The organism is Sphingosinicella sp., assembly GCF_013911755.1.
Taxonomy (GTDB): Bacteria; Pseudomonadota; Alphaproteobacteria; order Sphingomonadales; family Sphingomonadaceae; genus Sphingosinicella.
The window spans coordinates 33,525-55,895 of record NZ_JACESP010000008.1; the positions used below are offsets into that span (position 1 = coordinate 33,525).

18 protein-coding genes and 1 tRNA gene are annotated in these 22,371 nt (G+C 64.0%); 13 read left to right on the forward strand and 6 right to left on the reverse strand.

The features are described 5' to 3' along the window. Positions 1 to 76 precede the first annotated feature (76 nt). From prsR to H2052_RS07540, 3 genes are read right to left on the reverse strand one after another with little or no spacing between them, the layout of a single operon-like run. The gene (gene prsR / locus H2052_RS07530) at positions 77 to 1,432 is read right to left on the reverse strand and encodes a PEP-CTERM-box response regulator transcription factor (RefSeq protein ID WP_293779775.1); all 1,356 of its coding nucleotides are present in this window, start codon (positions 1,430 to 1,432) and stop codon (positions 77 to 79) included. Then, positions 1,433 to 3,514: an XrtA/PEP-CTERM system histidine kinase PrsK gene (prsK, locus tag H2052_RS07535; protein ID WP_293779777.1), complete on the reverse strand. Its 2,082-nt coding sequence runs from the start codon at positions 3,512 to 3,514 to the stop codon at positions 1,433 to 1,435. Positions 3,515 to 3,518: 4 nt separating this feature from the next. Continuing rightward, a complete protein-coding gene (locus H2052_RS07540) occupies positions 3,519 to 4,907 on the reverse strand; it encodes a TIGR03013 family XrtA/PEP-CTERM system glycosyltransferase (RefSeq protein ID WP_293779779.1) in 1,389 nt (462 codons plus the stop codon). 176 nt (positions 4,908 to 5,083) lie between these two features. Between H2052_RS07540 and H2052_RS07545 the strand changes: the two genes are divergently transcribed. The 3 genes from H2052_RS07545 to H2052_RS07555 all read left to right on the forward strand — a co-directional run bounded on the left by H2052_RS07545 (position 5,084) and on the right by H2052_RS07555 (position 7,756). After that, positions 5,084 to 6,154, forward strand: coding sequence for a mannose-1-phosphate guanylyltransferase/mannose-6-phosphate isomerase (locus H2052_RS07545; RefSeq protein WP_293779781.1), 1,071 nt, complete (start codon positions 5,084 to 5,086; stop codon positions 6,152 to 6,154). A 38-nt stretch (positions 6,155 to 6,192) separates the two neighbouring features. Beyond that, positions 6,193 to 6,284: transfer RNA gene (locus H2052_RS07550), tRNA-Ser, on the forward strand. 158 nt (positions 6,285 to 6,442) lie between these two features. After that, positions 6,443 to 7,756, forward strand: a complete 1,314-nt coding sequence (locus tag H2052_RS07555) for an integrase arm-type DNA-binding domain-containing protein (protein WP_293779783.1) — start codon at positions 6,443 to 6,445, stop codon at positions 7,754 to 7,756. Here H2052_RS07555 and H2052_RS07560 read toward each other — a convergent pair. Then, the gene (locus tag H2052_RS07560) at positions 7,753 to 7,935 is read right to left on the reverse strand and encodes an AlpA family phage regulatory protein (protein ID WP_293779785.1); all 183 of its coding nucleotides are present in this window, start codon (positions 7,933 to 7,935) and stop codon (positions 7,753 to 7,755) included. The genes H2052_RS07555 and H2052_RS07560 overlap by 4 nt on opposite strands. A gap of 3 nt (positions 7,936 to 7,938) precedes the next feature. Beyond that, positions 7,939 to 8,145, reverse strand: a complete 207-nt coding sequence (locus tag H2052_RS07565; protein WP_293779787.1) for an AlpA family phage regulatory protein — start codon at positions 8,143 to 8,145, stop codon at positions 7,939 to 7,941. Positions 8,146 to 8,504: 359 nt separating this feature from the next. On the opposite strand from H2052_RS07565, the gene H2052_RS07570 reads away from it, so the two are divergent. The 3 genes from H2052_RS07570 (at position 8,505) to H2052_RS07580 (ending at position 10,655) form a co-directional block, all read left to right on the forward strand. Then, positions 8,505 to 8,939: a MucR family transcriptional regulator gene (locus tag H2052_RS07570; protein WP_293779789.1), complete on the forward strand. Its 435-nt coding sequence runs from the start codon at positions 8,505 to 8,507 to the stop codon at positions 8,937 to 8,939. A gap of 306 nt (positions 8,940 to 9,245) precedes the next feature. Beyond that, the gene (locus H2052_RS07575; RefSeq protein ID WP_293779791.1) at positions 9,246 to 9,647 is read left to right on the forward strand and encodes a sigma factor-like helix-turn-helix DNA-binding protein; all 402 of its coding nucleotides are present in this window, start codon (positions 9,246 to 9,248) and stop codon (positions 9,645 to 9,647) included. An 84-nt stretch (positions 9,648 to 9,731) separates the two neighbouring features. Beyond that, positions 9,732 to 10,655 carry a nucleotidyltransferase and HEPN domain-containing protein gene (locus H2052_RS07580; RefSeq protein ID WP_293779793.1) on the forward strand — a complete coding sequence of 308 codons (924 nt, stop codon included), beginning with the start codon at positions 9,732 to 9,734 and terminating at the stop codon, positions 10,653 to 10,655. Between the two features lie 88 nt (positions 10,656 to 10,743). Here H2052_RS07580 and H2052_RS07585 read toward each other — a convergent pair whose 3' ends face one another. Continuing rightward, entirely contained in the window at positions 10,744 to 12,618 is a 1,875-nt protein-coding gene (locus tag H2052_RS07585; protein ID WP_293779795.1) for a GMC family oxidoreductase, read from the reverse strand. 348 nt (positions 12,619 to 12,966) lie between these two features. On the opposite strand from H2052_RS07585, the gene H2052_RS07590 reads away from it, so the two are divergent. The 7 genes from H2052_RS07590 to H2052_RS07620 all read left to right on the forward strand — a co-directional run bounded on the left by H2052_RS07590 (position 12,967) and on the right by H2052_RS07620 (position 22,370). After that, on the forward strand, positions 12,967 to 13,926 hold the full coding sequence (locus H2052_RS07590; protein ID WP_366484335.1) for a chromate resistance protein ChrB domain-containing protein: 960 nt from the start codon (positions 12,967 to 12,969) through the stop codon (positions 13,924 to 13,926). Next, a complete protein-coding gene (gene chrA / locus H2052_RS07595; RefSeq protein WP_293779799.1) occupies positions 13,923 to 15,323 on the forward strand; it encodes a chromate efflux transporter in 1,401 nt (466 codons plus the stop codon). Before H2052_RS07590 ends, chrA begins: the two co-directional genes overlap by 4 nt. A gap of 13 nt (positions 15,324 to 15,336) precedes the next feature. Next, positions 15,337 to 16,047: a Fe-Mn family superoxide dismutase gene (locus H2052_RS07600; protein WP_366484336.1), complete on the forward strand. Its 711-nt coding sequence runs from the start codon at positions 15,337 to 15,339 to the stop codon at positions 16,045 to 16,047. Positions 16,048 to 16,113: 66 nt separating this feature from the next. Beyond that, a complete protein-coding gene (locus H2052_RS07605) occupies positions 16,114 to 16,548 on the forward strand; it encodes a hypothetical protein (protein WP_293779801.1) in 435 nt (144 codons plus the stop codon). Positions 16,549 to 16,610: 62 nt separating this feature from the next. Further along, positions 16,611 to 17,891 (forward strand): TolC family protein, encoded by a 1,281-nt coding sequence (locus H2052_RS07610; RefSeq protein WP_293779803.1) that lies wholly within the window; start codon positions 16,611 to 16,613, stop codon positions 17,889 to 17,891. Next, a complete protein-coding gene (locus H2052_RS07615; protein WP_293779805.1) occupies positions 17,888 to 19,138 on the forward strand; it encodes an HlyD family efflux transporter periplasmic adaptor subunit in 1,251 nt (416 codons plus the stop codon). Before H2052_RS07610 ends, H2052_RS07615 begins: the two co-directional genes overlap by 4 nt. 28 nt (positions 19,139 to 19,166) lie before the next feature. After that, on the forward strand, positions 19,167 to 22,370 hold the full coding sequence (locus tag H2052_RS07620) for a CusA/CzcA family heavy metal efflux RND transporter (RefSeq protein WP_366484346.1): 3,204 nt from the start codon (positions 19,167 to 19,169) through the stop codon (positions 22,368 to 22,370). The last annotated feature ends 1 nt before the right edge of the window (position 22,371 follow it).

Here is a 22,371-nt window from a genome sequence, read left to right on the forward strand (position 1 = left end):
TTTTATCCTCAGTAGGACGGTTCGACTTGCCGTGGCCGCGTGCGACCTTTTTGTGTGATCCACGGCATTATGAACGTCAGGTCTCAATATTATATTGCTTTAGAAGATCATACAGTGTCGGCCGGCTCACACCGAGCAGCTTGGCTGCGTTCGACACGTTGGACTCGGTACGCGCCAGCGCCATGCGAATGGCGTTTCGGTCCGCCCGCTCGCGCGCGGACCGGAGGTTCAGGAAATCGTCGTCCTCGACTTCGGCAAGATCAAGATCGGCCGCCGAAAGCCGGCTGCCGTCCGCCATGATGACAGCCCGCTTCATGCGGTTTTCAAGCTCGCGCACGTTCCCGGGCCACTTCCAGGCCTCGATCGCCGCCAGCGCATCAGCATTAAAACCCTTCACCGGGCGCTTCATGTCGCGGGCATATTTGCGCAGGAAATGGTGGGAAAGCAGCACGGCGTCGCCCTGCCGTTCGGCAAGGGGGGGGATCTTGATGACGACCTCCGCGAGCCGGTACCAGAGGTCTTCGCGGAAGGCGCCGTCCGCGATCATCGCCTCAAGGTTCTGGTGCGTTGCGCAGACGATGCGGACGTCGACGGGGATCGTCTTGCGGCCACCGATGCGCTCGATCACGCGTTCCTGCAGAAAGCGGAGCAGCTTCACCTGCAGCGGCAGCGGAATGTCGCCCACCTCGTCGAGAAACAGCGTGCCGCCTTCGGCGAGTTCGATCTTGCCCTCGGTGGTTTTCACAGCGCCCGTGAACGCGCCCTTCTCGTAACCGAACAGCTCGGCTTCGAGGAGGTTTTCGGGGATCGCCGCGCAGTTGATCGCGACAAACGGCGCACCCTTGCGTCCGGAGCTGTCATGCAGCCCACGCGCCAGCACTTCCTTGCCGGTGCCGCTCGCGCCCAGCAACATCACGGAAACATCGGTGTTGGCCACACGCTCGATCATGCGGCAGACGCGGAGCATACTGTCCGAACTGGTGATGAGGCCGCCGAGCGCCTCGTGTCCGTCGCGCTCGGCCAGCTGACGGTTTTCCGCCTCGATCTCGTGGAGGTGGAATGCCCGCTGCACGATGAGGCCGAGCTGATCGATATCGACGGGCTTCTGGTAGAAATCATACGCACCGAGCGCGATCGCCCGCAGCGCGCTCTCCCGGGCGCCGTGGCCGGACGCGACGATCACCTTGGTATCGGGCTTGAGGGCCAGGATTTCCACGAGCGTCGCAAAACCCTCACTGGTGCCGTCCGGATCAGGCGGGAGGCCGAGATCGAGCGTCACCACCGCCGGCTCTTGGGCGCGCAGCAGCTCGATGGCAGCGCGGCGATCGCCCGCACAGAGCACTTCATAGTCCTCGTAAGACCACTTGAGCTGCCGCTGCAGCCCTTCGTCGTCTTCAACGACCAGTAGTTTCGGTGCCGTTTTGTTCGCCATTCAGCCTTCTCGCCTGTTCGCCAGCGGCGCCGCAGCCGCCGGCAACTCGATCGTAAAGCAGCTTCCCACGCCCGGCTCGCTTTCAACCAGGAGTTTGCCACCCATGTCCCGTGTCATTTCCCGTGCCTCGAACGCGCCTATACCAAAGCCCCCGGATTTGGTCGACTTGAAGGGGGCGAAGAGTTCGTCACGAATGAAGTCGGCGCTCATGCCTCGACCACAGTCGCGCACGCGCACGCGCACGACGTCGCCGGGCTCCACCGCGATCACGACCGGGCTTCCCGTTTCGCTTGCATCGACGGCATTCTGGACAAGATGGGTCAGCACCTGTTCGAAACGCTCCGCGGTGCCCTTCACCATGACATCCTGCCCGCAGCGATCGACGGTCAAGCCAGGCCATGAGCGGCGCGCCGTATTCGCGACCGCCTCCACAGCACAGCAAACATCAAATGTGTCCCCGGAAGGAACCGCCTGCACGCTTTGCTGGGAGAGGCGCGCCAGCAAATCGTTCATCTTGGCAACCGAGCTTTGTAGCGTTGCGATCATATCCGCCCGGAACTCGGGATTCTCGGCATGGCGTTCGGCGTTGCGCGCGACGAGGCTCAACTGGCTCACAAGGTTCTTGAGATCGTGCATGATGAAGGCGAAGCGCCGGTTGAACTCGTCGAACTTACGGGATTCCGCTATCTTCGCGAGCGCCGCCGCCTCGGCAACATAGCTCGCCGCCTGCCGCCCCACGGTACGGAGAATGTCGAAGTCCTCCCAGTTGAGCTCGCGCTGGGTGAGTGGCCGCTCGATGAGGATGAAGCCGATCGCCTCGTCGATATGAATGAGCGGCACCATCAGCCATGCCTGGGGGTCTTCAATCAGCCATTGCGGCAGCCTCAGCGCTGCATTCTCCCGCCCGCCCCGATGCTCCTCGATATCGAGGACACGGCCGCTCGCTTCAAAATGCGCCTTGAGGCGGGCCGCGCCTTCGATCCGTCCCGGCCGCAGCGTCCGGTAGTTCCAGCGGGCCAAGTGGGCGAAGCTATCGTCTTCCGCCGCGATGAACAGCGCACCGCCGGGCGAATCCACCGGCTGGCAAGCGGCCTGCACGACGCGCAGGTGCAGTTCGCCAAGCCCCGGCCCTGAACTCGAGACCGTGTTCACGAAGCGCAGCCATTCCTGTCGGTAATCGTACTTGTAGGCGAAGAAATGCTTGTTGATCTGAACACGCAGCCACGCGCGCGCGCGGCCCGAGAACAAGATGACAGCCGCGAGCACGGCCGCCGCGAAGATGAAGCTGATCTGGAGCAGCCGCCCCCAGTCCCCCCCCACCAGTCGCAGGCCGTAACCCGCGAGCGACATCAGCACGAGATAAAAGCCGATCGCGCCGAGCGACAGCGTATGGAACGCCGCCTGCCGTGAAACCTGCAGCTTCAGCCCCCTGTTGCGCGCGGCGGACAGATAGATGAGCGGCACGACAAACGCATTCACGAGCCCGCGCACCTCGACGAGGTCCGGTCCCATGTTCGGATCGAGCAGAAACAGCGTGTAGAGATTGAGGTCGTAGGCGAAGATACCGGCGAGCGCGATGCAAAGCAGGCGGATGCTCCAGCGGTTCGCGGGCGCGGAGTTCACATAAACGTTGTGCGTCAGCACCAACCCGCCGATGGCGACGGCGAGCCGCCCCATCGTATAGAAGTACTGCAGCCATCCCGGGACAGCGGCGCCCCGCATGAGGCTCCAGACGTCCCCCGCCAGCTGTAGCGCCACGACGACGCCAAGCGCGATAAGCACGCTTCGCGAAGGATTGTGCTCGGTATCCTGCCAGTTGCTGATGACGAGAACCGCCGCGAAAACGGCCCACGACGCCGAACGCAGCGTCTCCGCGATCGAGACGAGCACCGAATAGGCCGGATCGACGATGGGAACGAGCACGACGAGCATCGCCCACGCCGCCGTCGCCAGCGCCGCGCCGACCAGCCACATGTCCGCGCGCGACTGCAGTCGCCGATAGATCAGCAGCCCCGCGAGCAGCAGATAGCCGATCGCCGCCACGCTGTGGCTGAAGGCGCTGACATCGCTGTAGGCGGGCACGGCGCTAGCGCACCCCGTCTTGCCAGACGACGACGCGGACGGTCTGGATCAGGATGAGCAGGTCGAGAAACAGGCTGTAGTTCTTAATGTAGTAAAGGTCGTATTCGAGCTTGTGGCGTGCATCCATCACGCTCGCGCCATAGGGGTAGTTGAGCTGCGCCCACCCTGTGATGCCCGGTTTCACGATGTGCCGTTCCCGGTAGTACGGGATTTCCGCCGCCAGCTCCTCCACGAACACCGGCCGTTCCGGGCGGGGGCCCACGAAGCTCATGTCGCCTGTGAGCACGTTGTAGATTTGCGGAATTTCGTCGATTCGCGAGGCGCGGAGGATGCGGCCGACCGGCGTCACACGCGGATCGCCGGACTTCGCCCACTGCGCTTTCCCGTCCTTTTCGGCATCCGCCACCATTGAGCGGAATTTCACGACGTTGAAGGTCTTGCCGAACTGCCCCACCCGCTCCTGCCGGTAGAAGATGTCGCCCGGGCTGGTCAGCTTCACCGCGAGCGCGGCCACAATGAGGATCGGCGATGCGAGCAAGAGCAGGATGAGGCTCGCCGTGATGTCGAACAACCGCTTGAACATGATTGCAAGCGGCTCGGCGCCCAGAAAACCGTCCGAATAGATCAGCCAGGAGGGCGAGATCGAGCGCAGATCGACGCGCCCTGTCTGTCGCTCGAGAAAGCTGCTGATCTCCGAGACTGGAAAGCCCGCCAGCTTCACTTCGAGAAGCTTTTCGCTTGGTGCCGCGCCTCGGCGCTCATCGAGCGCCAGCACGACCTCATCGATCCGCAACTGCTCGCACAGATCGACAAGCGATGGCACCGAATCGATGGCCATCGCATCATCGATCGCGTTGCTGGTATCGGTGAGCCGCACCACACCGGCGGCTGTGAAATTCGAATCGGGCGCCTGCGCCGCGCGGGCGAGCCGCGCACCCCGCTGTCCCGCACCGATGATGAGCACACGGAATCGGAAGCTCTTCCACTTCACGATCCGCGACATGAGGACCCGCCATGCGAAGATCACGACGAACGTGAGCGCGATGGCATAGAGAACGACCGACCGCCAAAGATCGACATCCGGGAAGAAGAACAGGATCACCGAAATGGCCGTGATGCTGACCAGCATGGCCACGGCAAGCCGGCTCATCGCCATGCGCAGCGACCGGAAACAGTCCATCTGGTATGCGCCGATGCCGAGCATAACGAGGTACACGGTCAGCGAATAAAGCGCGAACTGCGGCGCCTGCTCGGCGATGCTGCCCGGGTCCATACCGATCTGTTGCGCCCGGAAAAGCCAGGCGGCCTGTGCCGAAAGATAGATCAGCACGATCTCGACAAGGCCGAGGATGAGCAACGGACGCGGGAGATAGTGGTTGAAAAGTCGAATCAAACGTGGCCACCCCTGCTCATAGGCTTCGACTACCCCCCTGCTTTGCCGACAGTTTACAATAGCTTGCTAGGAACACGCCAGCGACGGATTTATGGCGTGGATGCGCCAGACCGTGTTCGGCACCGCTTGTGACTGCCTTAACCCGGGCCTATTGGCTGTGCAGGTAGAGCAAGGCGGTGAACAAAGTGCAAACCACGCCCGTTATCCTTTCCGGGGGCGCCGGAACCCGCTTGTGGCCGCTGTCCCGCAACGCGACCCCAAAGCAGCTCCTCCGCCTCCTTGGTTCCGAAACGCTGATTCAGTCGGCCGCGCGGCGCGCGCCGGCCGAAAACGGCTTCCGAGCGCCGCTTATCGTCGCTGGAGAAGCGCATCTTACGGAGATCGAAGCGCAGCTCGCCGAGATCGGCGTTGCGCCGCGCGCGATCGTCCTGGAGCCTGCGGGTCGGAACACGGCGCCAGCAGTGGCGCTGGCCGCGCTCATGCTTCCAGAGGACGAGCTGATGCTCGTGATGCCGTCCGATCACATCATCAACGATGTCGACGCCTTCCGCGCCGCGATCGCACGCGCCAAGCCCCTCGCGCAAGACGGCTGGCTGGTCACCTTCGGCATCACGCCCGATCGCCCGGAAACCGGCTACGGTTACATCGAAACGGCCGAATCAATTGCAGAGGGCGTGCATCGCGTCGCCCGTTTCGTCGAAAAGCCGCCGCTGGAGACGGCGAAAGCCTATCTCGAAACCGGCCGTTTCTACTGGAACGCAGGTATCTTCCTGCTTCGTGCCGGCAGCTTCCTTGCCGAACTGCGCCGCCATGCCCCCGACATAGACGCCGCCGTGCGCCACTCAGTCGCGGACGCTGCCCATGAAGGCCCGATCCTTCGCCCCGACCGCGCGAGCTTCCTCGCCTCCCCGTCCGACAGCATCGACTATGCCGTGATGGAGAAGGCCGAGCGAGTCGCCGTCGTTCCCGTCGAGATGGGCTGGTCGGACATCGGGGCCTTCAACGCGCTTCTCGAACAGCTTCCCCGCGACGCGGCCGGCAATGCCGTGGGCGGCGACGTCATCGCACTCGATACTGCGGATTGCCTCATCCGCAGCGAAGGCCCCCTCGTTGCGGCCATCGGCGTCTCCAACGTCACCATCATCGCCACCGGCGACGCCGTCCTCGTCGTTGCGAACGAGCGCGCCCAGGACGTGAAGCGTATCATCGACACGCTAAAGGCGAACGGCCGTCACAACATGAGTTGAACGCGGCGAACGGCTTCGCTATAGCCGCGCCTTCGGCTGGAGACGTGGGTGAGTGGCTGAAACCAGCGGTTTGCTAAACCGCCGTACGGGGATACCCGTACCGAGGGTTCGAATCCCTCCGTCTCCGCCACCGAGCGCCTTCGAGGATGCTCAAAAAGTCCCAGAAAACCTTGCTTTTCAGCCGATTTCCGGCTAGCCTGTTCTCTCATTTAATCCCTTTGGATGCCCCCAAATCCCATGCTGTACGGGACAGTTTTGGGGGCACCGGTTTGAGAGATGGGGGCACTCGTGCTGACGGACCTCCAGGTGAGGAAAGCCAAACCCGCCGAGCGGGACTACAAAATCACCGATTCTGGTGGGCTGTACCTCTACGTGACGCGCAAGGGCGCGAAGTCCTGGCGCCTCAAATACCGATTCGCAGACCGGGAAAAGCGGCTGGTGTTCGGCCTCTACCCCGAGGTGTCTCTGGATGCGGCGCGGAAGCTGCGCGACGAAGCGCGGCAGCAGCTCCGCGACTTCCGCGACCCTGCCGTCGAGAAGCGCAAGCGGAAGCTCGCGGCGTCTGCCGCGGCGATGGAGACGTTCGAGAAGCTGGCACGCGCGTGGCACGCGCTGCAGGCGCCGCGTTGGGCACCGGTACATGCGGCAGACGTGATTTCCAGCCTTGAGAACGATGTCTTCCCGCACCTCGGCAAGCTTCCGATCCCGGCCATCGACAGCCGGGTGATCCTCGCGACCTTGCGCAAGGTCGAGGCACGGGGTGCGATCGAAACGGCGCGGCGGCTGCGCCAGCGCATCTCGTCGATCTTCTGCTACGCGATTGCCGAAGGCGTCGCCGATCATGATCCCGCCTCCGGCATCGTGAAGGCGATGAAGCCGGTGCCGAAGAAAGGCCGGCAGCCGGCGATGTTGCGGATCGAGGATGCGCGCGGCGTGCTGCTGGCGGCGGAAACCTCCGATGCAACGCCCGTGGTGAAGCTCGCGTCGCGGCTGCTCGCGCTCACCGCAGTGCGGCCCGGCGTCATCCGCGGGGTGACCTGGGACGAGTTCGAGAACATCGACTGGGATAGGTTCGATCCTGTCGTCAGCGGCGAGCTGCCGCTGTGGCGTATCCCCTCTGCGCGAATGAAGCTGGTGCTTGCGCGCAAGGACGAGACGGCGTTCGATCATCTGGTGCCGCTCTCCCGGCAGTCTGTTGCCGTGCTCCGCGCCATGCGAACGCTCACGGGCAGGAACCGGCTGGTGTTCCCGTCGCAGCGCCATGCGCATCGGCCGATGAGCGAGAACGCCATCGGCTATCTTTACAACCGCGTCGGCTTCCACGGCCGTCATGTGCCGCACGGCTGGCGCGCGAGCTTCTCGACGATCATGAACGAGGTTGCCGAGCGCAGCGCCCGCGAGAGCGGCCAACGCATCCTTGCCGAGCTCGATGCCAAGGTCATCGACCTGATGCTTGCGCATGTTCCTGCGAACACGGTGGAAAGCGCCTACAACCGGGCGGCGTTCATGGATCGCCGCATCGAGATCGCGCAGGACTGGGCGGACCTGCTGTGCGAGGGGCTCGCCGAGCCTGTCGATTTGCTGGAAGGCAACCGCCGCTAGCGGATCTCTGCGATCCATGCGTCGATCTCGGACTCATACCAGCCAACGCACGTCGCGCTGAATCGAACCGGCGCCGGGAATGATCCGGCCTTCACAGTGCGTGCGATCGTCGTGCGGCTGAGGCTGGTACGCCGGGTCACGTCACGGATCCCAACAAACCGGTCGGTGAGCAGCGGCACGCCCTACTCCGCCGGCAGGTCGTCGACATGGAAGAACATCGGGCTCTTCATCCATGCGCTGACGGCGGACTCGCGCCAGCCGGTGCAGCGCGTGGCGATCCGGACCTGGCGTGGGAACGTGCCGCTTTGCATCTTCCTGTAGAGTGTCGAGCGGCTGAGCCCGGTGCGGTCGAGGACGGCGTGCAAGCGCAGGATACGGTCATGGGACATGGCTGGTCCTTCCTTAAGCGGTTGTCAGCCCCCCTTGCGAAGATCAGGAAGTCCAGAATTGGCGCACGCGTCAAGAGTGCCAAAACAGTGCGCAAACAGGGAGATAGTACGTTCTGGAAGCATACGGACGCACGTGAACGCCGATTGATGCTTATTGACGCAAAGATATTTTTGATAGGGGCTGATAATTACCATCTCAGGAGGTTCCGCGGTGCAAAAGTCACGCGAATCACTTCGCGTCAAAAGTATAAAATCATGGAACCGGATGTCATTTCAGCAATTCCGCGTTCATGCGCATTGGTGTAGGCAGCGCGCAAGTCCGGCAATACAGCGGGACGCAAAGAACAGGGTCTTTTCTCATGACAGAACAGAACACGGCGCATCAGGAACTCCTGATGCTCACCGCCGAGATTGTCTCATCGCATGTCGCCAACAACACGGTCGCGGTCTCCGATCTGCCGATCCTCATCGCGAACGTCTACGCGGCGCTCGCGAAGCTCGGCGGCGTGGTTGAAGTGGAGAAACCCAAACAGGAGCCTGCCGTCTCTGTCCGTTCGTCGGTGAAGCCCGACTTCATCACCTGTCTCGAAGACGGCAAGAAACTCAAGATGCTGAAGCGCCACCTGATGACGCACTTCAACATGACCCCCGACGAATACCGGGCGAAGTGGGGTCTTCCCGCCGACTATCCGATGGTCGCACCGAACTACGCGCTGCAGCGCCAGGAACTGGCGAAGAAGATCGGGCTCGGCACCAAGCGCACGACGCCGGGGCGTGGCAAGAAGAAGGTCTGAGGCTACAGCCCCGCGCCGCCGCGTGCGGCGGCGCGGGGCTTCCTGATTATGTGACGCCAAGCGTCGAAGCGGATAGCCACCCCGCCCTCACGGGCGGGGTGTTGTCGTTTGTACCGTCCTGAGGATCGGGAGCGGGCGTCACGGGCTTTAGGCGGGCCTCGCCGGCCTGCAACCTGCCTGCGGCAGGTCTTCCACTCGCGTTCCAGCCCTTCGGGTGCACGCCGCCTCATGCGGTCCGCCTCTCCCCGTTCCTGCCGCCCGCCCCGCCCTCCGGCCGGGGCCGCGGCTGTTGGCAGGAGAAAGACGATGAACGGCAAATCTGTACCTGAACCCAGTGTGCCCCTTGAGCGCGACCGGCACGCGGTGATGCGGGCATGGCTGCGGAAGCTGCCCGAGCGGACTTTGATGGTGTTCATCGCCCACAGGGTCGAGGGCAAGGCCTACGCCGAGATCGCCGGTGAGCTGAGGATCGGCGAGTGGCGGGTGCGCTGGCATATGCGGAAGGCCATCCGGCACATACTTAAGATCGGCAAGCCCTACCGGGAAGCGTTCGCCGCGCTCGACCCGGTATCGCAGCAGGTCATGGAGCTGGCCTGGGACGGGCTCCTCAACGACCGGATCGCGCTGCGGCTCGGCCTCTCTGTCCGCGATGTCGAGACGCGCATGGCGGCGGCGCTGGTGGCGCTGCACAAGGCCGCAACCCTCTGATCAGGGGGTTGCGGCGTCCCTACTCGCGGCAACAGCCTGTTCTTGCAGTGCAAAGTCATGTCTGAGTTGCTAGGAAGGTCTCCTATGCGCACGAGCCTCGATCATCTTCCCTTGCCCAAGCAGCGCGAGCTCGAACGCGTCGTTGAGATTCTGTTCGAGGAGTTTGGTGACACCCTCGCGCTTGCCCAGCACCAGTGGAAGAAGAAGGGCCGCATCACCAAGGTTATCCTCTACGGCAGCTACGCGCGCGGCGGCTGGGTCGACGAGCCGCACACCGCCAAGGGCTACAAGTCCGACTTCGACCTTCTCGTCATCGTCAACGACAAGCGGCTGACCGACTATGTGACGTACTGGGCGAAGGCCGAGGAACGCTTCCACCGGGAGTACGGCATCACCAAGTCGATCAAGACGCCGGTCAACTTCATCGTGCACACGCTGCAGGAGGTGAATGACGGCCTTGCCCATGGCCGGTACTTCTTCATGGACGTCGCGAAGGACGGCATCGCGCTCTACCAGAGCGACGACAGCGTGCTCCATACGCCGAAGCCCAAGACGCCGAAGGATGCGCTCAAAATGGCGCAGGAATACTATGAAGAATGGTATCCAAGTGCCGGTGAGTTTTACGATGATTTTCGTTCAAATGTAGAACGGCAGCGTTTCAAAAAAGCGGCTTTTGAACTGCATCAGTGTGTAGAACGCCTCTATCACTGCGTCCTTCTCGTCTGCACATTCTATACGCCCCACGTTCACAACCTCGGTTTCTTGCGGTCGCAGGCCAACCTGATCGACCGCCGATTGATGTATGTCTGGCCCGAGGACAACCGCAAGCAGCGCGCGATGTTCGAGAAGCTGAAGCAGGCCTATGTCAAAGCCCGCTACTCGAAGCACTACCGGATCAGCGAAGAAGAACTAACATGGCTGGGGGAGCAGGTCGAGGAGCTCGGCCGTGTCGTCCATGCCGTATGCAGCGAGCGGATTGCGGAGCTGAAAGGGACGGCAAAGGGGTGAGTTTACCCTGTCTCGATTGCCCCCGTTCTCCACGATCCGGCACAGAGTGCAGCCTTTCAGTCTTGCAGCGGAAAAGCTGCCCGGTAGATCATGTCCGCGGCAAGGGACTGTCGGGCTCCTGCGTCTGCTTCGCGGCCGGGTCCTCATCATCCTCGTCTTGGTCATCGGGTGTCTGAAAGGTCGGTGCTGTGGGAACCGTGTCGTCAATCGGCGCGGCATCGGGGAGCATGTCGAACTCGTTGTCCATCGCCTGATCGCCCACCAGCATGAACCCGAAGAGCACGGCAGCGGCCAGTTCTGGCCTGATCGACCAGCGACGTGCAGATGCTGCGCGTGCCGGGCGAACCGCCGGCTGCGGCTCGCGGAGGGGCTGTGGCTGCGCGCGATTGAGCCGATCGGCCACGGCATCGCCCGTGCGCTTGGCGAGCGCGACGATGGTGAGGGTCGGGTTTGCCCAGCCCGAGCTGGGGAACAGCGAACTTCCGGCGACATAAAGGTTTGCGACGCCGTGCACGCGGCCTTCGGGGTCGCACACACCCTCGGCAGGGCTTGCGGCCATGCGCGTCGTGCCGATGTGATGGTAGCCGCCGATCGGATGCGAACTGATGAGCGGGTCGGTCGTCCAGCGGCGCCCGCTGCCGAGCAACCACTCGGCCACCGCGACGCGGCCCATGCCGAGACGTTCGAGTTCGTGCCCGAAATCCTCCACGAGTACGGCGACGCTTTCGACGTCGAGTTCGGTGAGGCGCCAGTCGAGCTTGATGCGCGGCACGCCGAGGGGGTCGCTTTCCGTGTCGAGCTGCACGCGGCTATCGGGGTTCGGCGCTTGCTCGGCGCGCACGAGGAGTGCGAGATCGAGGCCGCCCATCTTGTGGAGCAGCCATGGACGCAGCGGGTCGGCGTGTTCCTGAACGAACGAGGCCGCGCGCTTGGTGAGCATCCAGAGCCCGCGCCCGGCGCGGGTCGGCGCCGTCTTGTGCTTGAGGCCCGAATAGGCGCGCATACCGATGAACTGGCGCGCATCCGCAGGCTGCCGTCCCGCGACAATCATCGAGGTGTTGAGAATGCGGCGCTCCGCCTGCCGCGCGGCGCTCGGCGCGATGAGCGCGGCGACCTTGCGGCCGTTCAATCGGTGCCGCCGCGCGAAGCCCTTGAGCAGCGTCCATGCGGCGCCCTCCACCACGCGTCCGCCGCGCGCGTGCGGATGCTCCATGAAGAAGCGGCCGACAAGGTCGCGGTCGTTGCCGAGGCGATTCGCGAGCAGCAGGCGCGGGTTTTCAAGACCGCCAGCGGCAAGCACGAAGTAGCGGGCGTGGACGCGAAGCGTGCGCCCGGTGAGACTTTTCGCCTCGACATGCGTGACGGCGCCCGCTCCGCCGGCCGCGATGCGGGTGACAGTGGCGTGGGTGACGATGGTGCAGCGCGGATGCTCGCGGAGGTCCGCGCAGGCATCGAACGTGAAGCGATTGAAGCGCTCGTCGAACTGCCATGTGCCAAGCGTGAGCCGGGCAGGGTCGAGGTCGGGGAGCGGTACGCCCGCGGCCTTCATCGACTCGGCCGTATCCGGGCCCTGTGGGAAGCCCAGTTCCGCCCACGCCTCGCGGTAATAGGGTTCCAGCGTTTCGCGAGAGATCGGCCAGCCCGAGTGGGGCACCCAGTCGCGGTGTTCGAAATCGATGGGATCGAGTTCGGCACAGCGGCCGCCCCAGATCGCCGTGGTGCCGCCGAAGAAGCGCAGGCGCGAATCTTCGAGGTCGTAATAGTCTTCGCCGACATTGCGGCCCGCGCCGAGGCCCGCCGTGTCCGGCTCGTAGTCGAGGCCGCCGCTTTCGAGGAGGACGACGCTGCGCCCTTGCGCGAGCAGGCGGCGGGCAACACCTATGCCCGCCGCGCCTGCGCCGATGATGCACACTTCCGTCAGCCGCGTGGCCGGAATATCGTCATGTTCAAGGTCGAAGTGCATGGGCGTTGCTGCGATGGCAGATGATATCTGAACCAGCGATCAATGGGGAGAGAAGATTTCCAGAATCTGCATCGCGCATGGTGATGCGTACTTTTTTACGAAACGCAGAAGTGGCCGAAATCAGCCGCAAAGCTGTCATTGCCTGTGGCTTCTAGCCTGCCATGTGAGAGTTTCGGAAACTTGCCGTCACAATGAACGATCCGTCGCCGGCGCATCGCCACGGGGGTGAGGCTGTTACCAACCTCGGCACGGACGAAGCTCGCACTGCATAATGGCTACGGTCAGCACAGTGGCGAGAATAAGATACATATGTTTCATTGAATGATTTTCTATGATACATATGCCACTATGTCGCATTCAATCGGCTCCGAACACTGGTTGGCGCTGCTCCATCAGCTCCCGGCGAAGCCGCCCTACCTGCGCGTGAAGATTTGGCGCCGCCTGCAGGCGATCGGCGCCGTGCCGCTCAAGAACGCAGTGCATGTGCTGCCCCGGCAAGAAGAGAATGAAGCCGCCTTCCGCGAACTGCTCGCCGAGATCGAGTCGAGCGGCGGCGAGGCCGTCCTGATCGATGCGCGGATGATTGAGGGTCAGAGCGATGCCGATCTGCGCGGCCTTTTTGATGCGGGACGCGACGCTGACTATAATGAGTTGACACAGGCCGCGCGCCGCCTGCTCGAGACAGGGCCGCCCTCGGGCGCGGAAATCGCGAAGCTCCAGCGACGGCTCTCGGACATCATCCGACTCGACTTCTTCGGCGCGCACGGCCGCCAGGATGCCGAGGCGACCCTGCGTGAGCTGGACGCGCAGCGTTATGTCCATCCGGACGTCGGCCGCACAGGCGAGCAGGCACCCTTGTCTACCGCCGACCTCAAGAACCGCGTCTGGGTGACACGGCGCGGCGTCCATGTCGATCGTATTGCCAGCGCGTGGCTGATCCACCGGTTCATCGACCCCGAGGCGTGTTTCAAGTTCGTCGACGGCAAAAGCTACGCACCGCGGCCGGGTGAGCTGCGCTTCGATATGGTCGATGCAGAGTTCACACACGAAGGCGATCAGTGCAGCTTCGAGACCCTGTTGCTGCGCGCTGAACTGGAAAGCGACCCGGCGCTCGTCGCGATTGGCGAGATCATCCACGATCTCGACATTGGCGACGGCAAGTTCCGGCGCCCGGAGACGCCGGGTCTCGGCGCGATGCTGTCGGGGGTTTGCGCGTCGACTGACGATGACCTGCAACGCATTGCCAGTGGCGGTGACGCGCTCAACCAGTTCCACGCCTTCTTCAGTAATCGAAAAGCCGAGCGATGACCGTCACAACCGAGCTTCAGGAGAGCGCTGCCACGCCAGCGAAAGATCATGGCATCCCATTCGGCGATGCCGTGCGGGTGTGGGCGCGGATCGCGTCGCTGAGTTTCGGCGGCCCCGCGGGGCAGATCGCGGTCATGCACCGCATCCTCGTCGAGGAGAAGCGGTGGATCGGCGAGGAGCGGTTTCTGCACGCGCTCAACTATTGCATGTTGCTGCCCGGCCCGGAGGCGCAACAGCTCGCCGCCTACATCGGCTGGCTGCTGCACAAGACCAAGGGCGGGCTGGTCGCGGGCGCGCTGTTTGTGTTGCCCGGCTTTCTCGCGATCCTTGGGCTCAGCTTCGTCTACGTGTTGCTCGGGCAAACACCGCTGATCGAGGGGTTGTTCTTCGGTTTGAAGGCTGCGGTCCTCGCGGTCGTGCTTCAGGCGGTTGTCCGGGTCGGTTCGCGGGCACTCAAGAACAACGTGATGCGCGGGATCGCGGTTGCGGCCTTCGTCGCCATCTTCTTCCTTGGCGCGCCGTTTCCGCTGATCGTACTGGCGGCCGCGCTTGGCGGCTATGTCGGCGGACGCCATGGCGTTCCGGCCTTCAAGGTCGGCGGCGGGCATGGCCCGGCGAGCGGCGATGTGGTCCACGATCGCGACACTGCCCTCGGCGAAGGACTGCCAGACCATGCCCGCCCCGATCTTGCATGGTCGCTCAAAATCTCCGGCACGCTGCTGTTTCTTTGGCTGGCACCCGTCGCGGCGATGCTCGCGCTGTTCGGGCCGGATGACGTATTCACGCGCATCGCGACATTCTTCAGCCAAATGGCGGTGGTTACCTTTGGCGGCGCCTACGCGGTGCTTGCATACGTCGCGCAGGAAGCGGTCGGCACCTATGGCTGGTTGCAGCCCGGCGAAATGCTGGACGGACTCGGGCTGGCGGAGACGACGCCGGGGCCGCTGATCATGGTCACGCAGTTCGTCGGTTTCCTCGCGGCATTTCGGGATGCGGGCGATTTGCATCCGCTGGTCGCCGCGACGCTCGGCGCGATCCTGACAACCTGGGTAACGTTCGTGCCCTGCTTTCTGTGGATTTTCGGCGGCGCGCCCTTTGTGGAGCGGCTGCGTGGTAACCCGGCGCTTTCAGCCGCGCTCGGCGCAATCACTGCGGCAGTGGTCGGTGTGATCCTGAACCTCGCGCTCTGGTTCGCGATCCACACGCTGTTCAACGAGGTGCGGACGGTGAGCATCCTGGGCGGCGCTTTCGATGCACCGGTGCTCGCCTCGCTCAACCTGCCCGCCTTCATTCTCGCAGCCGGGGCGGCAATCGCGGTGTTCCGCTTCAAGGCCGGAATGATCCCGGTGCTGCTGGCCTGCGCCGGTCTCGGCGCGGCCTATGTATTCATTGCCTGAAGGAGACGCTCCAGTGACCGAAATCTCACGACGCACCGCCGTGCAGACCCTTGGAATGGGCGCCGTTGCGATGACCGCAATGGATAGCGCGGAAGCACAGCAGCCTGCGTCGGCCCTCGCGCCCGCCTTTGCCGGCACTTATCAGCCGAGGCCACTCAAATTCGATCCGGCGAAGCTCGACGGTCTTTCCGAACGACTGATCCGGTCCCATTGGGAGAACAACTACCAGGGGTCGGTCAAGACGCTGAACGCTCTCCGCCCCCGTCTGGCGGCGGCGCTTGCCGACAGTGAAGCGCCGGCCGCGATCTATGGCGGCCTCAAGCGCGAAGAGCTGCATCGCACCGGCTCGGTCGTATTGCACGAAATCTATTTCGACGCGCTGGGCGGCGACGGCGCGGCGGCAGGCTCGATCCGTGACGCGATCACGACGGCGTTCGGTTCTTTCGCAACCTGGGAGGCCGAATTCCGCCGCATCGGCATGAGCCTGGCCGGCGGGTCGGGCTGGGCGATTCTCGCCTACAACCTGCATACCCGCTCACTCAACAATCATTGGGCATGGGATCATATGCACGGCGCCGCCGCCGGCGTTCCGCTGCTGGTGCTGGATATGTACGAGCACAGTTTCCACATGGACTACGGCGCCCAGGCAGCCCGGTATATCGATGCCTGGTTCCGCAATCTCGATTGGGAGGCGATCGACCGCCGCTATGCGCAGGTGATCTGAGCCGCGTGGAGGGCGCGCCGGGCTCAGACGCTCATCCGTATTGTCAATGTGCGGCGCGCTGAGTACATGGCAATCGTGCTCGAACTGTTCGCCTCCCGCGCGCGGCGCTTTATCGCCGCACTTTGTGCAGCGCTCATGCTGCTGTACGCAGGGGCCGTTCCTGCAAAAGCGCTGAACAACATCCAGCACGCGTCGTCTGCGACAATCGACCATGAGCATGCGGCGCCTGGCACGCTTTCATTCGATGCGGTCCATGAACACGATGACGCACACCATGATCAAAGTGACGAGGCAGGGCGTGAACAGCCCGGTGATCATATTGCCGGTGGTCCTCACCATCATCATGGCGACAATGGCTCTAGCCTGATATTCCCAAGTCTCGCACGTTACCTCGAAATTGATTTTTCAGGAAAAATGCACGGTCTCCGCGCGGACCGACCGATCGCCGGTCTTGGCGCACTTGGACAAGAGCGCCCTCCCAGAACCCCGCTGAACGCCTGAGTTCCTGCGCCGCATCGTGAGGCGCGGGGTGTTTCCACGCCTTTCAGCGAGGCCGTTATCTCATGTTTTCCCAATATCGAGCGCGCTCCGGCGCGTGTGCCGTCCGTAGAGCGCTGCTCTTCGGCGTTCTGCTGGCCGCAGTCGCGCAGCCCGCACGGGCGCAGACCCTAACTCTGGACGAGGTTCTTTCCCGGGTCGCAAGCAGCGACCCCGCCGTTGCTGCCAACGCAGCGAGACTTGAAGCCGTGGATGCCGGCATATTGCAGGCTGACGTCCGGCCACGCGACGTGATCGGTCTCGATGTCGAGGATTTTGTGGGCACCGGTGCCTATTCGTCGCTCGACCGGCCGCAAACGACCGGCTGGTACGAGCGGACCTGGGAGCGCGGGGGCAAGCGGGAAGCGCGCATCGGCGCGGCGCGTGCCGATGTCGAAGTCGTGGCACAGCAAAACAGCGTTCGCCTGCTCGATCGCCTTGCGCGCGTGCAGGCGGCCTGGGTCGAGGCGCTGGCCGCCGAAGCGGCGATACCCGTGGCCGAAGCCCGCCTGACCGACCTTCAGCATGTCGAACGCGATGTGGTGAAGCGCGTGCGGGGGGCACTCGATCCACAGTTCGCGGCCGAGCGGGCGCGGACCAATGTGGCACAGGCCGAGATCGCACTGGAGCAGGCACGGGAAGCAGCGCAGATCGCCCGCGCGAACCTCGCGGCCTGGTGGGGCGGTTCGGGCGACTTCAAACTTGATCCGGCAACATTTAAGGCGCTGGACGTCACTGTCCCACCTCGCGGGGAGTCCGCCGATATTGCCTCTCTCCTCGCGGAACGCGCGGCCGCGGACGCGAAGGTGAAGCTCGCCGAAACCGGCAATGTCTCCGACCCGAGCGGTCGCATCGGGCTACGCCATTTCGGCGATGGCAATGATGTCGCCGTGATGATCGGCGGCTCGATACCGATCGGCGCCAAACGTGCCAATCGCGGCAATGTGATGCGGGCCGAGGCCGAACGACGCGCGCTGGAAGCGGATATCGCCGTGACGCGCGTCGAGATTAGTCGCGAGATCGACAAGCTCGCCGCCGATCGCCGGCTGATCGCCGCCGAGATCAGGCGGATCGACGCTGACGTGCTTCCCAGCGCTGAACGCGCGGTGCGGCTGATCCGTGACGGGCTCGCGCGCGGGGGCACGGCCTTCACCTTTCTTGAGTTCAGTCAGGCCCAGACCGTTGCCCACGACGCGCGCGCGCGTCGCGTCGACCTGCTTCGACGCTTTCATCTTCTGAGCGTGCGCCTCGACCGCCTGGCCGGCCGTCATGCGCCCCTGCTCGCAACCCTGGAGACCGTTCGATGAACACGAAACACTTGTTGAGGACGCTGCCCCTCCTGGCGGTCGTGCTGCTGGCGTCGTGCAGCGACGGCCCGCCGCCAAAAGAAAGCGGCGAAAAAGCTGCTGTCGCCGCCGGCGAATATGAACGTGGCCCGCATCGAGGCCGTATGCTTCGCGACGGTGATCTTGCGCTCGAGATCACCATCTTCGAGGACGGCGTCGATCCCGAGTTCCGCGTCTATGCCTATCGGAACGACGAACCGATCAAGCCGTCGGAGGTCAAGCTGACGATCGAACTGGGCCGTCTCGGCAACAAGACCGATCGCTTCAGCTTCACCCCGCAGGAAGACTTTCTGCGGGGCAGCGGTGTCGTCACCGAACCGCACAGTTTCGACGTTCGCGTTCAGGCCTCGGAAGGCGGGCGCAATCACAAATGGTCCTATCCCTCCTATGAAGGGCGTACCGTCATCACTCCGGAGGCTGCCAAAGCCGGAGGCATCAAGACCGAAGCGGCGGGGCCTGCAACCGTCAGCGACCTTGCCGACATGGGGGGGCGGATCGAGATCACGCCCGAGGGCAAGGGCGAAGTGCGTGCGCGCCTGCCGGGCCTCATCGTCTCGCTCAGCGGCAAGCTTGGGCAGCAGGTGTCGCGGGGCCACGTTCTCGCGCGGGTGGAGTCGAGCCATTCGCTCCAGACCTACGCGATCACAGCGCCGATCAGCGGCACGATCGTGGAGAAGAATGTCAACGTCGGCGATACGACCGGTGACCGCGCGCTTTTCGTCGTCGCGGATCCGACCAAGCTCCATGCCGAATTCTTCGTCTATCCGCGTGATGCTGAAAGGGTCCGCGTCGGGCAGTCGGTGAACCTCCGCAGCCTGTCGGGCGAGGTGCGCTTCGAAGGCGAGGTTGAGGCGATCCTGCCAACGGCCGATGTCGCGAGCCAGACGATGATTGCCCATGTTCATTTGCCGCCATCCGCCTCGCGTGTGTTCCGCCCGGGCATGGGCGTCGAGGGCAGCTTTGCGGTGGCGCAATCGAACGTGCCGCTCGCAGTACGGACGAAGGCGATCCAGCGCTTCCGCGACTTCGAGGTGGTCTTCGCGAAGGTCGGCAACACCTATGAGGTGCGGATGCTCGAAATCGGGCGCCGCACGCCTGAGTGGACCGAAGTGCTCGGCGGGCTTGAGCCGGGCGAGGTCTATGTCGTCGACGGTGCCTTCCTGATCCGCGCCGACATCGAGAAATCGGGGGCGAGCCATGACCATTGAGACAGCACCGCTGCAGGGAAAAACGCCCTTGCTCGAGCGGATGATCACAGGTGCGATCCGGTTCCGCTGGGCGATTCTTGCGATGGTCGCACTGCTTTGCGCAATCGGCGTCTGGAGCTTCCAGCGGCTGCCCATCGACGCCACGCCCGACATCACCAATGTTCAGGTGCAGATCAACAGCGAGGCGCCGGGTTTCTCTCCGCTCGAAGCCGAGCAGCGCGTGACCTTTCCGGTCGAGACGGCAATCGCCGGGCTGCCGGGGCTGCAATATACAAGGTCGGTCTCGCGCTATGGGCTTAGCCAGGTCACCGCGGTCTTCGAGGATGGCACGAGCATCTATTTTGCCCGTCAGCTCATCAATGAACGGCTGCAATCGGCACGCGAACAACTCCCGCCCGGCGTCACTCCGGAAATGGGTCCGATCGCAACCGGCCTCGGCGAGATTTTCATGTATACGCTCGAAGCCGTGCCGGGCGCGAAGAAACCCGACGGCACCGCCTATACGCCCGAGGATTTGCGGACGTTGCAGGACTGGGTGATCCGGCCGCAGCTTCGCAGCACGCCCGGCGTGACCGAGGTCAACAGCATCGGCGGCTACGAACGCCAGTATCATGTGACCCCGCTCCCCGCACGACTGTCTGCCTATGGGCTGACGCTCGGCGACGTCGTTCGCGCACTTGAGCGCAACAACGACAATCGCGGCGCGGGGTATGTCGAGCGCTACGGCGAGCAATATCTCGTCCGCACGCCCGGCCAGGCCGCGGGCATCGACGACCTTGGAATGATCATCGTCAGCAACCGCGGCGGCGTGCCGATCCGCATCGCCGACGTCGCAGACATCAACCTCGGCGAGGAACTGCGTACCGGCGCCGCGACCGAGAATGGCAAGGAAGTCGTGCTCGGCACGGTCTTCATGCTCGCGGGCGAGAACAGCCGCATCGTCGCACGCGCTGCCGCACAGAGGCTTGAGGAAGCCGCAAAGGCACTTCCGGGCGGTGTGAAAGCCGTACCGATCTACGATCGCACCGATCTCGTCGAGCGCGCGATCTGGACCGTCGAGAAAAACCTTCTAGAGGGCGCGCTGCTCGTCATCGTCGTGCTGTTCCTGCTGCTCGGCAACGTCCGCGCGGCGCTGATCACGGCGGCGGTCATCCCTATAACCATGCTGATGACGATCACCGGCATGGTCCGTGGAGGCGTGTCCGGAAACCTCATGAGTCTCGGGGCTCTCGACTTCGGCCTCATCGTCGACGGGGCGGTAATCATCGTCGAGAATTGCCTCAGGCGTTTCGGCGAAGCACAACACCAACTCGGTCGCCTGCTTGATCGGGAAGAGCGCTTCCGCCTCGCCGCTTCGGCAACGTCGGAGGTGATTCGTCCGTCGCTCTTCGGCGTGCTGATCATCGCGCTCGTCTATGTACCGATCTTCGCGCTCACGGGCGTCGAAGGGAAAATGTTTCATCCGATGGCGATCACCGTCGTGATGGCCCTGAGCGCGGCGCTCATTCTCTCGCTCACCTTCGTACCGGCGGCGGTCGCGCTGTTCGTCACGGGCAAGGTCGAGGAAAAGGAAAGCCGGCTGATGGGTTGGGCGCGGCGTATCTATGCACCCTCGCTCGACAGAGCGATGCGGCTGAGAACGCTGTTCGTGGCGGGTGCGGTCGGGCTCGTGCTCATCTCGGGCTTCGCCGCGAGCCGTATGGGGTCGGAGTTCGTGCCGAACCTCGACGAGGGCGATATCGCGCTTCATGCGCTGCGCATCCCCGGCACCAGCCTCAGCCAGGCGATCAGTATGCAGACCGCCCTGGAGGCACGCATCAAGCAGTTTCCGGAGGTCGACCGGGTGGTGGCGAAGATCGGCACGGCGGAAGTCGCAACCGATCCGATGCCGCCATCGGTTGCCGACACCTTCATCTTCCTGAAGGACCGGGAGGATTGGCCTGATCCGCGCAAGCCCAAGGCGGAGCTTGTTCGCGAACTGCAGGTGGCCGTCGCTGAAATTCCGGGAAACAACTACGAGTTCACCCAGCCGATCCAGATGCGCTTCAACGAACTGCTCTCGGGTGTTCGGGCCGATGTCGCGGTCAAGGTGTTCGGAGACGATCTCGATACGCTGCTCGAAGTCGGGCAGCAGATCGAAGGCGTCGCGTCGAGCGTCGAAGGGGCGCAGGATGTCAGCGTCGAGCAGGTCACCGGTCTGCCGGTGCTGCAGATCACGCCCGACCGCGCGGCGCTCGCCCGCTTCGGTCTCAATGTCGCTGATATCCAGGATGTCGTCGCCATCTCCATCGGCGGCGTCGAGGCCGGGCAGATATTCGAGGGTGACCGGCGTTTTCCGATCATCGTGCGCCTGCCCGAGGAAGCGCGGGAACGGATCGACGAGATCGGTCGTCTGCGCATTCCGCTGCCCGCCGTCGGCGCCTCTGTGGCGGAGACGATGGGCGCAGCATCCGACACGGGGCTGCGCGGCTTCGTGCCGCTCGCGGATGTGGCGAAGGTGGAGGTCGTCATCGGCCCCAACCAAATCAGTCGCGAGGACGGCAAGCGCCGCGTCGTGGTGACGGCCAATGTCCGCGGACGGGATCTCGGCTCTTTCGTCGAGGACCTTCAGGCCAGGGTCGGGGCAGAAGTCGAGGTGCCTTCCGGTTACTGGATCAGCTATGGTGGCACGTTCGAGCAGCTCATCTCGGCGGCGAAGCGCCTCCAGATCGTGGTGCCGGCTGCAATGCTGCTGATCTTCGGACTGCTCTATGCGCTGTTCCGTTCGGGCAGGGATGCCGCGATCGTCTTCTCGGGGGTGCCGCTGGCGCTCACCGGCGGTGTTGCCGCGCTGCTCATCCGCGACATGCCGTTGTCGATCTCGGCCGGTGTGGGCTTCATCGCCCTCTCGGGCGTTGCGGTGCTGAACGGCGTCGTGATGCTGAGCTTCATCCGCCAGCTCCGCGAGGGCGGCGCGGCGCTGGAGGAAGCGATCCGCGAAGGCGCGCTCACCCGTCTGCGTCCGGTACTCATGACCGCGCTCGTCGCCAGCCTCGGGTTCGTCCCGATGGCCTTCAACGTCGGCGCGGGTGCGGAGGTGCAGCGGCCGCTGGCTACCGTGGTGATCGGGGGGATCGTGTCTTCGACGATCCTGACGCTGCTCGTGCTGCCGGCGCTTTACCGCATGGTGCATGGCCGTGCGGCCGGGAAGCACGCGGCCCCGCAGAGCGAGCCCGCGCGGTCCTTTCAGTAAT

Excerpts from the sequence above, each read along its gene's own strand:
- H2052_RS07615 (WP_293779805.1), top strand. The coding sequence starts at position 17,888 with ATGAACACGAAACACTTGTTGAGGACGCTGCCCCTCCTGGCGGTCGTG.
- H2052_RS07565 (WP_293779787.1), bottom strand. The coding sequence starts at position 8,145 with ATGTCCCATGACCGTATCCTGCGCTTGCACGCCGTCCTCGACCGCACC.
- prsR (WP_293779775.1), bottom strand. The coding sequence starts at position 1,432 with ATGGCGAACAAAACGGCACCGAAACTACTGGTCGTTGAAGACGACGAA.
- H2052_RS07605 (WP_293779801.1), top strand. The coding sequence starts at position 16,114 with ATGGCAATCGTGCTCGAACTGTTCGCCTCCCGCGCGCGGCGCTTTATC.
- H2052_RS07580 (WP_293779793.1), top strand. The coding sequence starts at position 9,732 with ATGCGCACGAGCCTCGATCATCTTCCCTTGCCCAAGCAGCGCGAGCTC.
- H2052_RS07590 (WP_366484335.1), top strand. The coding sequence starts at position 12,967 with ATGTCGCATTCAATCGGCTCCGAACACTGGTTGGCGCTGCTCCATCAG.
- chrA (WP_293779799.1), top strand. The coding sequence starts at position 13,923 with ATGACCGTCACAACCGAGCTTCAGGAGAGCGCTGCCACGCCAGCGAAA.
- H2052_RS07575 (WP_293779791.1), top strand. The coding sequence starts at position 9,246 with ATGAACGGCAAATCTGTACCTGAACCCAGTGTGCCCCTTGAGCGCGAC.
- H2052_RS07570 (WP_293779789.1), top strand. The coding sequence starts at position 8,505 with ATGACAGAACAGAACACGGCGCATCAGGAACTCCTGATGCTCACCGCC.
- H2052_RS07610 (WP_293779803.1), top strand. The coding sequence starts at position 16,611 with ATGTTTTCCCAATATCGAGCGCGCTCCGGCGCGTGTGCCGTCCGTAGA.
- H2052_RS07585 (WP_293779795.1), bottom strand. The coding sequence starts at position 12,618 with ATGCACTTCGACCTTGAACATGACGATATTCCGGCCACGCGGCTGACG.